The organism is Paracoccus haeundaensis, from assembly GCF_006239215.1.
Classification (GTDB): Bacteria; Pseudomonadota; Alphaproteobacteria; order Rhodobacterales; family Rhodobacteraceae; genus Paracoccus; species Paracoccus marcusii.
The window spans coordinates 1-13,008 of sequence record NZ_VDDC01000036.1; the positions used below are offsets into that span (position 1 = coordinate 1).

12 protein-coding genes and 1 tRNA gene are annotated in these 13,008 nt (G+C 64.4%); 10 read left to right on the top strand and 3 right to left on the bottom strand.

The window, feature by feature from the left end; all coding sequences use genetic code 11:
- Positions 1-461 precede the first annotated feature (461 nt).
- On the bottom strand, positions 462-1,226 hold the full coding sequence (locus FHD67_RS16200; protein WP_176695163.1) for an alpha/beta hydrolase: 765 nt from the start codon (positions 1,224-1,226) through the stop codon (positions 462-464).
- Positions 1,227-2,001: 775 nt separating this feature from the next.
- On the opposite strand from FHD67_RS16200, the gene FHD67_RS16205 reads away from it, so the two are divergent.
- Both FHD67_RS16205 and FHD67_RS16210 read left to right on the top strand, forming a co-directional pair.
- Positions 2,002-3,318 carry a metal-dependent hydrolase family protein gene (locus tag FHD67_RS16205; RefSeq protein WP_246071326.1) on the top strand — a complete coding sequence of 439 codons (1,317 nt, stop codon included), beginning with the start codon at positions 2,002-2,004 and terminating at the stop codon, positions 3,316-3,318.
- Positions 3,319-3,331: 13 nt separating this feature from the next.
- A complete protein-coding gene (locus FHD67_RS16210; protein ID WP_139599330.1) occupies positions 3,332-4,069 on the top strand; it encodes an outer membrane beta-barrel protein in 738 nt (245 codons plus the stop codon).
- 594 nt (positions 4,070-4,663) lie between these two features.
- On the opposite strand, the gene FHD67_RS16215 is transcribed toward FHD67_RS16210, so the two are convergent.
- A tRNA-Arg gene (locus tag FHD67_RS16215) sits at positions 4,664-4,740 on the bottom strand.
- A gap of 85 nt (positions 4,741-4,825) precedes the next feature.
- Positions 4,826-6,247 carry a sensor histidine kinase gene (locus tag FHD67_RS16220; protein WP_046000117.1) on the bottom strand — a complete coding sequence of 474 codons (1,422 nt, stop codon included), beginning with the start codon at positions 6,245-6,247 and terminating at the stop codon, positions 4,826-4,828.
- Between the two features lie 250 nt (positions 6,248-6,497).
- Between FHD67_RS16220 and rpmH the strand changes: the two genes are divergently transcribed.
- The 8 genes from rpmH (at position 6,498) to yihA (ending at position 12,980) form a co-directional block, all read left to right on the top strand.
- A complete protein-coding gene (rpmH, locus tag FHD67_RS16225; RefSeq protein ID WP_042247969.1) occupies positions 6,498-6,632 on the top strand; it encodes a 50S ribosomal protein L34 in 135 nt (44 codons plus the stop codon).
- Between the two features lie 50 nt (positions 6,633-6,682).
- On the top strand, positions 6,683-7,075 hold the full coding sequence (gene rnpA / locus FHD67_RS16230; RefSeq protein WP_046000116.1) for a ribonuclease P protein component: 393 nt from the start codon (positions 6,683-6,685) through the stop codon (positions 7,073-7,075).
- On the top strand, positions 7,072-7,335 hold the full coding sequence (gene yidD / locus FHD67_RS16235) for a membrane protein insertion efficiency factor YidD (protein ID WP_045982129.1): 264 nt from the start codon (positions 7,072-7,074) through the stop codon (positions 7,333-7,335). Before rnpA ends, yidD begins: the two co-directional genes overlap by 4 nt.
- Entirely contained in the window at positions 7,319-8,206 is an 888-nt protein-coding gene (ttcA, locus tag FHD67_RS16240; RefSeq protein ID WP_046000115.1) for a tRNA 2-thiocytidine(32) synthetase TtcA, read from the top strand. Before yidD ends, ttcA begins: the two co-directional genes overlap by 17 nt.
- Before the next feature lie 58 nt (positions 8,207-8,264).
- Entirely contained in the window at positions 8,265-9,560 is a 1,296-nt protein-coding gene (locus FHD67_RS16245; protein ID WP_139599332.1) for an EAL domain-containing protein, read from the top strand.
- 152 nt (positions 9,561-9,712) lie between these two features.
- Positions 9,713-11,575 carry a membrane protein insertase YidC gene (gene yidC / locus FHD67_RS16250; RefSeq protein WP_139599333.1) on the top strand — a complete coding sequence of 621 codons (1,863 nt, stop codon included), beginning with the start codon at positions 9,713-9,715 and terminating at the stop codon, positions 11,573-11,575.
- Positions 11,572-12,333: an MOSC domain-containing protein gene (locus FHD67_RS16255; protein WP_139599335.1), complete on the top strand. Its 762-nt coding sequence runs from the start codon at positions 11,572-11,574 to the stop codon at positions 12,331-12,333. Before yidC ends, FHD67_RS16255 begins: the two co-directional genes overlap by 4 nt.
- Positions 12,330-12,980, top strand: a complete 651-nt coding sequence (gene yihA, locus FHD67_RS16260; protein ID WP_045982133.1) for a ribosome biogenesis GTP-binding protein YihA/YsxC — start codon at positions 12,330-12,332, stop codon at positions 12,978-12,980. Before FHD67_RS16255 ends, yihA begins: the two co-directional genes overlap by 4 nt.
- Positions 12,981-13,008: the final 28 nt, after the last annotated feature.

Genomic DNA, 13,008 nt, shown 5'->3' on the forward strand with positions numbered 1-13,008 from the left:
CATAACACCCGCACAGAAACTGAAAATGGCTGCGTGAGTTCTACGACCAAACCCCGTTAAAACGGGGAGGATTACCCATTCGCCAGCACTAGTTGTGACAAGAGGTGTACAGCAAGCATAGAGCAGGCGCAGCGAAAGTCGGCTTTCCGTTCTCCGTATCGGCCTTTGAGGTGACGGGTACACGAGTCCTGCAACTGCAGCGGACTTCCGGAAGGTCCCGCACAAATGACGGATGGGGGCTATCGTGAACCGCCCGCTATGCGAATCCTTTCGGTCGTTCGCTGTAGGTGCAGCGTTACTGGCCCTCTGTTCCTAGGGATCGCTGCAAACGGTGGAATGCAGTTTGTAATTTGTGCAGCATAGTCGCTACTTTATCAATTTAAGAGCGGACACTTGCTCCGCTAAGTCATTCGCAATCCGACAATACGCAGCAAAGACGTCGGACCCCGTCGAGACTACCCCTAGTTCCTCAGAAACGCATCGAGCACATACACCCCTGCCTCGCTCAATGCAGTGGCGCTTGTGCGATATGGTGACTGCTCCGAGTTCAGCTCCCCGTAGATTGCGGACAATTCGACATAGCGGTCATGGTTGATCCGGTTCGACGCTGGCAGAGCCGATATGTCCACAATCGCGATGTTGGCAGCGCGGGCGGCTCTTTCCACCCTGGGATCGGCGACGTCCAGCGCGCCAACCCGGGCCCGGTGGCTGGAGAGCCGAGATGACAAATCCAAGGCTCGATCGTCCTGCGAGACCAGAAGGGTCATCGTTCGGGCCATCGGACCGATCACGGCGATCTGCGCCCGGAAAACATCGGGGTCAATGTCCGGGGCCGCCATGACGACAGACAACTGGTCCAGAACATCATCTTGTCCTTCCAGCTTTAATTGTCGCAGAGCCTCCATGGTCAGTAGCCCCCCCATCGAATGTGCAACGACCTGGACTGGGGCGCCCTCGGCGTCGTCGACCAGCGCGGACAGCGTTCGCGCCAGCCCGTCACGCGAGAAAGCCACCGCATCTTTGTCAGCCAGATAAGCAAAAGGGGACCCCGCAGACGGCCACGAAAACAGCACCGGCACTCCATCAGCCCGGGAATCGACGGAAAGCTGCACCAATCGATAGAGTGCCTCGGGGAAGTTGTGATTGAAGCCGTGAACAAAGACGACAACACCTGATCCCTTGCGCGGGTCATTGGACACCGCTGTTCGGAATTCGTCTTCCCTCATGATAGTGCTGTCCACCGTGGCAAAACTGGTGGCCGGGTCAGTCTGATCTCGTGGCCACTCTATCCGCCCCGTTTTATGTCCGGGGGGTGTCGAGACCGAGAAGGCGGCATAGCTGGCACCAAGTGATGGGACATATCCAAAGTCTGTACTGCCTGCCGTACGGGGGGCACGCGTGGTTGCGACGTAGACCTGCGTGATCTTTGCATCTTCAACTATCGCCGAGGTCGGGCGAAGCACCTCGTTCGTTGGACGTGCGCCGCAGGCGGAAACTGTCAGAATTAACAGTGCAACAGCGACGGATCGCATCTGATGTCCGGGAACAGAACGAAAAGGTCTATTGGACCATCCTATCATTCTGGCAACTCCTCTTTGGCATTGCGACGGCTGTCGACACCCCTGCTACCCGTGCTTATTGACAGGAACACTCAACGAGATGTCTCCCTTCGCGCTAAGTGCTTTCTGCCTAAACCCTAACATCCTCGATAAATTCTGGCGGGGACATCCGCGTGTCATGATGACGCACGACGGCGGCAGAAATACGAGATTTTTCTTGTATGAAACTGACGCAACCTAAGGTTACCTTTTCGTGAAGAGGGCTCGATGATCTCGCCGGGCTTGCGGTCACAACGACAAAGGGTGCGCGATGTGCTTTGCCTGTTTTGAGGGTGTCAACGAGCCGGGAACACAGAGTTTTTGTCACTGCGGACGACCAGAGACGCAGACGGCGATGCGCCGGATCGAGGCCGACATATCTCGTCGACAGATGATCGGCGGCATGGCGGCCGTGGTTGGGATGTTCGCGGGTTTCGGCCTTGCACCGCGGGAGCTTCGCGCCCAGACCCCGGCCCGCCCTCTGCTACTGACCAACCTCAGGTTGTTCGATGGAGAGACCTTGTCGATGCGCCAGGGTGTCGACATCCTGATCGAAGGCGGGCGCATCGCCGGGCTTCCGGCGGCCGGTCAGGGCCCTGAGGACGCCGAACGCATTGATTGCGGCGGGCGCAGTGTGATCCCCGGACTGATCGATGCGCATTGGCATGCCACGCTGGCATCGGTCAGTCAGGTCGTTGCCTTGACGCAGGATATCGGGCTGGTCCATCTGCTGGCCGGCCAGCAGGCCGGTGCCACGCTACAGCGCGGTTTCACCACCGTGCGTGATGTGGGCGGACCTGCCTTTGGCCTGAAGGCCGCAATTGACCGGGGTGTGGTCGAAGGCCCCCGCATCTTCCCGTCGGGCGCAATGATTTCTCAGACCTCAGGGCATGGCGATTTCCGCTTTCCCAACCAACTGCCGCTGATGCCGTCGGACAAGGCGGATTACGCCATGCAGAACGGCATGACGGCCATCGCCGACGGGCCCGCCGATGTGCTGCGCCGGACGCGCGAACAGCTGATGAAAGGTGCTAGCCAGATCAAGATCATGGCGGGCGGCGGGGTCGCATCTCCCTCTGATCCAATCGACTCCACGCAGTTCCTGGAAGAGGAGATGCGCGCGGCCGTCCAGGCGGCGGACGACTGGAACACATATGTCTGCGCCCATGTCTATACCTCGCGCGGAATTCAGCGCTGCATCCGCGCCGGCGTGAAGTCCATCGAACACGGTCAGCTGGCTGACGAGGAGACAGTCCGAATGATGGCCGATAACGGCGTCTGGTGGTCGCTGCAGCCCTTCCTAGCCGACGAGGATTCGAACCAGTACGCCGATCCCGCAGCAATTGCCGCCCAGAAGATGGTGGCCGAGGGCACGATGCGTGCATTTGACCTCGCGCGGACGCACAGCGTGAACTGGGCCTTCGGCAGCGACGTGCTGTTCGGCGGCGCGGAAAAGCAGGGGCGGCATCTGACCAAACTCGCGCGCTTCATGTCGCCGCTGGAGGCGCTGCATCGTGCAACCGGCGCGGCGGGGCAGCTGCTGGCCATGTCGGGACCACGTGCCCCCTATGACGGGCGCCTTGGCGTGATCGCGCCCGGAGCCTTTGCCGACCTGCTGGTCGTCGAAGGCGATCCGGAGGCTAGCCTCGACTGGCTGGAGGACACCGGCAATCTGCGGCTGATCGTCAAGAACGGCCGCATCCACAAGAACAGCCTGTGAAAGGAAGATGACGATGCGTTTGACCAAGCTGCTGGCGGCGATGGCCGTGATCGTTCTGCCTGTCCTGCCCGCCGCCGCGCAGGACAGTGCCTGGCAGGGCCAGGCGACGGCCTATGTCTGGGGCGCGGGCCTCGGCGGCGATGTCACGCCCTTCACCGGCGCCCCAACCGTCGAGGTCGACAAGTCCCTGTCGGACGTCCTCGACAATCTGGACGGCGCCTTCTTCCTGTCTGGCTATGCCCGCCGCGACCGCTTCGTGTTGATGGGTGACCTCAGTATCGCGTCGGCCAGCGAAGAGGGGATGGTGCCGCCAGGCATTCCGGCGCGCGCCAAGATCCGCCAAAGCTCGCTGACCCTGCTGGGTGGCTACAGGGCAGTCGATCTGCAGGAAATGCACATGGACGTCCTGGCGGGCGCACGACTGTGGCAGATCGAAGGGACAGCCGACGTCTTTGGTGGCGCGGTCACGCGCAGCGGCGACAAGTCCTTTGCTGACCCGGTCGTGGCCGTTCGTGTGAACTACACCCTGTCGCCGCGCTGGAGCGCCCTATTTTATGCCGATTATGGTGGATTTGACGTCGGAGGCTCACATGACACCAGCCAGATCGTCGCTACTGCCAACTATCAAGTAACCGATCAGCTTTATCTTTCCGGCGGCTATCGGCAGCTGAATGTGGATTATCGTGATGGCGGTACCCGGATCGACATGACGATGGCGGGGCCGATCATTGGAGCAACCTTGCGGTTCTAGGTTCCCGCGACCGCTAGCGTCTGATGTTGCGCGGTTAGCGACGGAGGCTGAGTTGCTGCGATAGGCCGAGCGCTCATGCTGCGACTGCATTAGCTGCAGGTGGCATGAGTGTCGTCTATAGGCTCTTCGCGTTGATGCTGCCTGGCAGTCGAGAAGCTGCTTTTCAGAGATATGGTGATCGCGGGCACCGCGATCGCTGATTTAACGGACAGCCGCGCCTCCGCTTCGCTCTGGCACTGCTGGCGATCTTTCATTTTTTTTCCGCCTGCCATCCGGCCGGCAATCCGAACACGGGCTCTGGTGCCGCTGCGCGTCAGCCTCCACGGAGAAATCCGGTTCCTCCCACCCGCGGGGCGCGCGGGTCCCTCCCAATTTCACCGCTCCGGCCCCGTGTGTCAGATCACCGTCCGGCCGCAGGTCGGGCTGCGCCCACCCTGCTTTGCCCTTCGAATGACATCAGGTCATCCAAAGTGAAACGTAGGGATGGCTTCGCCACTGGCGGAACAGGAAGGAGCGGGCGGGGAAGCTGGCCCACCAAAAAGGCATAGCCGTGATACAAACGGCAATTTTGCTTGGTATTCACGAAAGGAAAAATGGTGCACCCGGAGCGATTCGAACGCCCGACCCCCAGATTCGTAGTCTGGTGCTCTATCCAGCTGAGCTACGGGTGCAACATGCGGTGGGAATTAGCGGCCACGCCGGGGGGATGCAAGGGCGAAAAGACAAAAAGATGACTCCTTTTTGGCAAATCGTCCGTTATCGTGCCGCAGCATCGGCGCGGGCAGACAGATCGGCCATCCCGCGGGGGATGTGGATGCAGAACTGGCTGCCCTCGGCATCGCTGCGCAGCAGGATCAGCCGGCCCCCGTGCCCACGCACCAGATCGGCCGCGATCGTCAGGCCCAAGCCCGTGCCGCCGCGGCGCGTGCTGCCCGTGAAGGGCTTGAACAGGTACTCGCGGGCCTTGTCCGGCAGGCCCGGTCCCGAATCGCAGACCTTGATCCACCAATCGCTCTCTGCCTCGCCGGCGCCGATCTCGACCGTGCCAGGGCCGCCGGTCGCCTCGATCGCCTGGCGGGCATTGCGGGCCAGGTTGGCCAGCACCCGGTACAGCTGGTCGCGATCGGCGCGGATCACCAAGCTGGGGGGAATGTCGGTCAGGAACTCGACCCGCCCTGCCGCCTCCCCTGCCAGGGTCTCGGCCTCGATCACCTCGGCAGCCAGCTGCGCCAGGTTGAAGCGTGACAGCGTCGGCGCAGGCTCCTCGGCCTTGCCGAAGGCCAGCGTCGTCTCGCACAGGTTCACGGCGCGGGTGATCGAATTGACCAGCTTGGGCGCGGCGCGACGAACCTTGGGGTCGGCGCTGTCCTCCAGACGGTCGGCAAAGATCTGCGCCGTGGTCAGGATGTTGCGCAGGTCGTGGCTGATCTTTGCGATCGCTTGACCCAGCTGTGCCATGCGCTCCTTCTGCTTGAGGGAGGACGTCACGGTCTGCTGCATCGACTGCAGGGCGGTCTCGGCCTCGCGCAGTTCCGCTAGGCGCGCGTCTGGGATGATGATGTGACGGCTGTCCTCGGGCGCGCTGGCATAGGCGGACATGTGGGTGATCACGCGACGAATCGGCACCAGGATCATCCGTTGGGCGGCTGTGAACAGCAGCACTGCCGTCAGGATCGAGAACGCGGCCGACACCGCCAGCAGGCGCAGGCCGTAGTCGATCATCGCCTGACGCAGCGGCGCGGTTTCCATGGTGATCTCAATCAGCTGGCCTGCCTGGTTCACCGGTGCGCCGATGACGCGGATCACACGATTCTGTCGGTCGGCCAGCGCCCGCAGCGAATCGCCGATCGTGTGTAGCACGCCTTCGGACCGCAGATCATACGTCGCGGCGATCGGGCCCGGGATGGGCGACGACAGGACCAGCTGGCGCACGTCGTTGCGCCGCAGCACGACGTTGAACACGCCGGCCGTCTGCAGCAGCTCGGCCTCCAGATCCAGAGCGATCGATTCGTCGGTGGCGAGCAGGGCCAGACTGGCGATCTGCGCCCGTTCCAGCCGGCTCTCCAGATAGTCCAGCCGAAAGCCCGCCAAGGATGGCAGCAGGATGAACAGCTCTGCCAGGATGACGAACATGGTTGTCAGCGCGGCGAATCGGCCAGAGATCGTGTTCAGTCGCATCGTGTCCGGGTTATGGTGTCGCGGGCCGGACTTGTCAGCCAAGCGATTGCGGGTTTGCACATCAAACGAATGTGATCGTGACCCGGTTCCCGGACCGATTGGCCCGTGATTTACCGGTTTGGATGGTTGACGTGGGCCTGCGGGTCCACTATCCAGCGGGCTTCGAACAACCGGCGTCGTGGCGCAGGGCAGTCTTCTGCAATCTGCCCCGTCCCGATCCGCCCCGCAAGAACCGACCCGGAGACTGATCATGAAGCGCACCTTCCAACCGTCGAACCTCGTTCGTGCGCGCCGTCACGGCTTCCGCGCCCGCATGGCCACCAAAGGCGGCCGTCTGGTGCTGAACCGCCGCCGCGCCAAGGGCCGCAAGCGTCTGTCGGCCTGATCATTCGTGATCCTGCCGGCGGTCACGACCGCCACGTAAAGGCTTTCGACATGCCGCCTCTGCCCCATCCTGCTGAAGTTCAGCCAAGGGATGTCGGCACGGCGGCATTTCGCATGCCGCCCGTCCTGCAGAAACGCGCCGATTTCCTGGCCGCCGCCCGTGCGCGGCGTCAGGGAATGCCGGGCTTCCTGCTGCAGGCCCGCAGGCGGGACGATGACGGCCCGGCACGGATCGGATTCACCTGCTCCAAGAAGATCGGCAATGCCGTGGCCCGCAACCGCGCCAAGCGGCGCCTGCGCGAGGTCGCCCGCCTTGGGCTGGGCGATCTGGGCCAGGCCGGATGGGACTATGTCCTGGTCGGTCGCCCCGAAGCGACCATCGGCCGACCCTTTGCCGATCTGCAGGGCGATTTCGCCCGCGCCATGGCCAAGATCCACGCATGAGCCCGCTGGCGCGCCTTGTCGCGCTGCCGGTGCGCGGCTATCGGCTGCTGGCCTCTCCTTGGGTCGGGCATGGCTGCCGGTTCCAGCCGACCTGTTCGGCCTATGCGCTGGATGCGCTGGCCCGCCACGGCGCCCTGCGCGGCAGCTGGCTGGCCCTGCGGCGCATCGGGCGCTGTCATCCCTGGGGCGGGCACGGCTATGACCCGGTGCCCGGCGCCGATCCCGACCATGAAAGGGCCCGCGATGCTGGACGACGCTGACACCACCGAGATCCACCCCCTGTTCGCGGGCGCCCCCCAGGGGACCGAGTTCCGCAAGCTGCGCAAGCGGCTGGTCCGCGAGACCCGCGCCGCGATCGAGGATTACGCGATGGTCCGCCCCGGCGACCGTTGGCTGGTGTGCCTGTCGGGCGGCAAGGACAGCTATACCCTGCTGGCGATCCTGCACGAGCTGCAGTGGCGCGGGCTGCTGCCGGTCGAGCTGCTGGCCTGCAACCTGGACCAGGGACAGCCCAACTTTCCGGCCACGGTGCTGCCCGAGTTCCTCAAGGCGCGCGGCGTGCCGCACCGGATCGAATACCAGGACACCTATTCCATCGTGAAGGAGAAGGTCCCGGCCGGCCGCACCTATTGCGCGCTGTGTTCGCGTCTGCGCCGCGGGAACCTGTACCGCATCGCGCGCGAGGAGGGCTGTTCCGCCGTCGTGCTGGGCCATCACCGCGACGACATGCTGGAGACGTTCTTCATGAACCTGTTCCATGGCGGCCGCCTGGCCACCATGCCGCCGAAGCTGTTGAACGAGGATGGCGACCTGACCGTCCTGCGCCCGCTGGCCTATGTGGCCGAGGACGATTGCGACCGCTTTTCGCGGGCGATGAACTATCCCATCATCCCCTGCGATCTGTGCGGAAGCCAGGAAGGGCTGCAGCGCGTCCAGGTGAAACGCATGCTGGACGAATGGGAGGCGCGGACGCCCGGACGACGGCAGGTGATGTTCCGGTCGCTGATGAATGTCCGGCCGTCGCACCTGCTGGATACTGAACTATTCGATTTTTCCGCGATTTTCCCGCCCGAACAGGGTGATAAGCCCGCCCTTCCCCCGATCCTGCGCGATCCGGCCGGGGAACATTAACGGTACGACAAGCAATTTGATCTATTCCTGACCCCGGTGATTCCGTGAAAGGTCCGGTATGTCAAAGAATGCGAACCGCTTGTTCTCGCCCCTCCGCAGGCTGCTTGGCGGCGCCAAGCGGGGTCAGGACCTGTCCCGCAGCCTGCTGCTGATGCGGCTGGAGAACACCGAAGCCCTGGGCAACATCCTGGACAAGGCAGCGATGGGGCACCTGATGGTGCAGCTGTCGATGACCTTGGGTGGCGCGGTGCGTCCCTATGATCCGGTGCAGGTGCTGGCGCCCGGCCTGTTCGCCTTCGTGCTGCGCGACCGGACCGACCGCGACGCGCTGCAGGTCGCGCGCAGGCTGCACCAGCAGGGACAGACGCCTGTCGCCCTGTCGGGCCAGCAGGTCACCCCGGTGATGACCGGCGTTCTGATCCACGCCACGACCCCCGACCTGCCCTCGATCACCGCGCTGGTCGACAATGCCCGCCAGCGGATGAACCTGGTCGAGGATTGCGCCTTGGGCCAGCTGCGCCTCTATCCCTACGACCCTGCCCTGTCCGGGCCGGGCCTGATCGCGACCGTCAGCGACGCGGTGGTCGCGGCGCAGATGGAGGCATGGTTCCAGCCGCAGGTGTGCTGCAATTCCGGCCAGATCACCGGGTTCGAGGCGCTGGCCCGCTGGAACCACCCGACCCGCGGCATCCTCGCCCCGGGGGTGTTCCTGCCGCACATGTCGCCTGCCGATCACAACACCCTGACACTGTTCATGCTGGCGCAGTCCATGGCCGCGCTGAAGACCTGGGACAAGGCCGGGTTCGACGTGCCGACCGTGTCGATCAACATCTCGAACTGCGAACTGTCGGACCGCGGTTTTGCGGACTGCCTGCTGTGGGAGCTGGATCGCCACGAGATCTCTCCACGCCGCCTGGTGGTCGAGGTACTGGAAAGCGTCGGCCCCGTCACCAGCAGCGGAGAGACCCGCGAGAACCTGCGCAAGCTGGCCGAGGCAGGCTGCCAGATCGACCTGGACGATTTCGGCACCGGCTATGCCAGCCTGGACGCGATCCGACAGTTCGGGATCAATCGCATCAAGATCGACCGCAGTTTCGTCACGGCCTGCGACATCGACAACGGCCAACAGCGGATGATCCTGGCGATCCTGGCCCTGGCCGAGCGGTTGGGCATCGCGGCCCTGGCCGAAGGGGTTGAAACCCGCGAGGAATACGCGTTCCTGGCGCAGATGGGCTGCGACGAAGTCCAGGGCTATGCTATTGCCCGGCCCATGCCGCTGACGAAAAGCCTGGCCTTCCTGGCCAGCCACGCGGACGCCGCGGCGCGCCTTCCCACGATCGGCCTGCGCGGCTGACACCCGCCCCATGGACCCGCGCCCCGCGGTCGCACGCGCGGGGCGTTTCGGCGAATTCCCTTGCATTCCTGCGTCAAATGGCAAATCCGCTTGACCTTTGGGGGTGCGTTCTGTTGAACCGCCCAGACTGACGCGATGACGGTGGTGACGGAATGGAAGACAACAACCGCAATTTGATCCTGGCAACGGTCCTGTCGTTTCTGGTGATCCTGGTATGGTATACGGTCTTCGCCCCCGAACCCGTCTCCGACCAGCCCTCGGGGCAGCCGCTGACGGAACAGGTCGTGGGCGACCAGCCGCTGGCCACCCCCGGAACGGGAGCGGCCACGACGGCCCCCGCCGACCTGGCGGCCGAGCCGGATGCCGTAGAACCCGCCGGCCGGGTCGCGATCCAGTCGTCGGCGCTGTCGGGGTCCATCTCGCTGGCCGGTGGTCGCATCGACGACCTTCTGCTGACCCGCTATCAGGAAACCCGCGACGAGGGGTCTCCGGACGTGCGGCTGCTGACGCCGTCCAGCGCGACGGCCGATGACAGCATCCCCGTCGACAGCGCCCAGTACAAACCCTATTATGCCGTCTATGGCTGGACCCCCGGTCCGGGCGTGGATGCAAGCTTGGTTCCGAACCCCGCGACCGTCTGGACGCTGGAATCGGGCGAGACGCTGTCCCCTGGTCAGCCGGTGACGCTGGCATGGGACAACGGCGCGGGCCAGATCTTCCGCCGGACCTTCGCGCTGGACGACAACTACCTGTTCACCGTCGGCCAGAGCCTGCAGAACAACGGCGATGCCGCGTTCTCGGCCGCGCCCTACGGCATCATCGCGCGCCATGGCCGCCCCGACACCCAGAACAACTTCATCCTGCACGAGGGCGTGGTCGGCATGGTCGACGGCACCCTGGTCGAGATGAAATACGACGACGTCGCCGAACTGGACCCGATCGACCGCGAAGGCCGGGCCGAGGTCTATAACGTCACCGGCAACGGCTGGATCGGCTTCACCGACAAGTACTGGATGTCTTCGCTGGCCCCCGCGCCCGGCCAGGCCTTCACCGCGGTCGTGAAATACGCCGACGGCGCCGACATCTATCAGACCGAGGCCCGCTTCCCGATGCAGACGGTGGAGCCCGGCACCCAGCTGAGCGCGGACAGCTACCTGTTCGCCGGCGCCAAGGTCTGGGAGGTCATCCGCGGCTATGAGGAGACCCCCGGCATCCAGCGCTTCGTCGATTCGATCGACTGGGGCTGGTTCTATTTCCTGACCAAGCCGATCTTCCAGCTGCTGCACTGGCTGCACGGCATCATCGGCAACATGGGCTGGGCGATCATCGCGCTGACCTTCGTGCTGAAGACGCTGGTCTTCCCGCTGGCCCGCAAGTCCTACATCTCGATGGCGAAGATGAAGGAACTGCAGCCGCAGATGGAAGAGATCAAGAACCGCACCGGCGACGACCGGATGAAGTTCCAGAAGGAAGTGATGGAGCTGTATAAGCGGGAAAAGGTGAACCCGGCCGCGGGCTGCCTGCCGATCCTGCTGCAGATCCCGATCTTCTTCTCGCTCTACAAGGTGATCTTCGTCACTATCGAACTGCGCCATGCGCCGTGGTTCGGCTGGATCCAGGATCTGTCCGCGCCCGACCCGTCCAGCCTGCTGAACCTCTATGGCCTGCTGCCCTACGGCGTCCCGGCGCAGGGGACCTTGCTGCACTCCGTCACGCTGCCCGCGCTGGCGATCGCCCTGGGCATCAGCATGTGGATGCAGCAGCGTCTGAACCCGGCCCCCACGGACGCCGCGCAGAAGATGATCTTTGCTTGGATGCCGTGGATCTTCATGTTCATGCTGGGCGGCTTCGCCTCGGGTCTGGTGCTGTACTGGATCACCAACAACGTGATCACGATCCTGCAGCAGTACACGATCATGTCGATGCACGGCCACCGTCCGGACCTGTTCGGCAACATCAAGTCGTCGATGCCCACGCGCAAGCGTCCCGGCAACAAGCCCGGCGCAGGAAAGTGACCGCGCATCTGGCCCTGATCCGCCGCCATCCGATCAAGTCGGTCGGCGGAGAGGGGCTGGAGCAGGTCACCCTGCAGGCCGGCCGTCGCCTGCCCGGCGATCGTGAATGGGCGGTGCTGACGGAGGCCGGGGAACGCCACGCCTTGGCCCGCCAGACCGACGGGCAGCCGGATCGCTGGCTGCCCAAATCCTGTTTCCTGCGCGGCGTCGTCTCGGCCGATCTGCAGGCCATCGTCGGCGGGTGGCGGGATGGCATGCTGCACCTGTCCCATCCGCGCGCTGGCACGCTGGTGCTGGACCCTGCCACGCAGGGACAGCAGTTGATCGACTGGTTGCGCCCTCTTTGGCCGACCGATGCCCCTGCCCCCACCCGGCTGGTGCATGGTGCGGCCGTCTGGACCGACCAGAAGCGGCCCCTTGTGTCCATCCTGTCCCTGTCCAGCCTCGCCCATCTGGAAGCCCAGTGCGGCCAGGCCTTCGGCACGCATCGGTGGCGCGGCAACCTGTGGGTCGATGGTTGGGCGCCCTTTGCGGAACGCGACCTGATCGGCCGCACCATCCGCATCGGCGCGGCAGAACTGCGGGTTACCGACCATGTCGGCCGCTGCGACGCCACCAGCGCGGATACCGACAGCGGGACGCGCGACATCGACATGGTCCAGACGCTGGACCGGCTTTACGGCCACACCGATTTCGGCATCTTCGCCGAGGTTGTCACCGGCGGTCCGGTCCGCCTGCAAGATCAGGTCCACGCATGAAAGTCGCCTTTCCCACCGCCCCCGATCCCGAAGCCTCCAAGGCAGAGCAGGCTCGCCTGCTGTTCGCGGGGCCGGTCGATTTCGTCAAGGGCGTCGTCCACATGGACGGCCTGCCGCCACCGAACCGTCCCGAAGTCTGCTTTGCGGGCCGATCGAACGTGGGCAAGTCCAGCCTGATCAACGCGTTGACCGGCCGCAAGGGGCTGGCCCGCGCGTCGAACACGCCGGGCCGCACGCAAGAGATCAACTATTTCGCCCTGGGCGAGCACTCCTATCTGGTCGACCTTCCGGGCTATGGCTTTGCCAAGGCCCCCGTTGCCGTCGTCGCGAAATGGCAGGCGCTGCTGAAATCCTACCTGGCCGGGCGTCAGACCCTACGCCGCGCGTTCTGCCTGATCGATTCGCGCCATGGCGTGAAGGATGTCGACCACGAGATCATGACCCTGCTGGACCGGTCCGCGGTGCCGTTCCAGGTGGTGATGACCAAGACCGACAAGCTGGGCCCGAACGCCCTGGCCCCGGTCCTGGATCAGGTGCGCGAAGCGTTGCAGAAACACCCTGCCGCCTATCCGGAACTGGTCGTCACCAGCTCCGAAAAGAACCAGGGCATCGCCACGCTGCGCGCGATCATCGCCGGGCTGGACTGATCGGCGCATGCGTCCTAGGGTCCGCCCC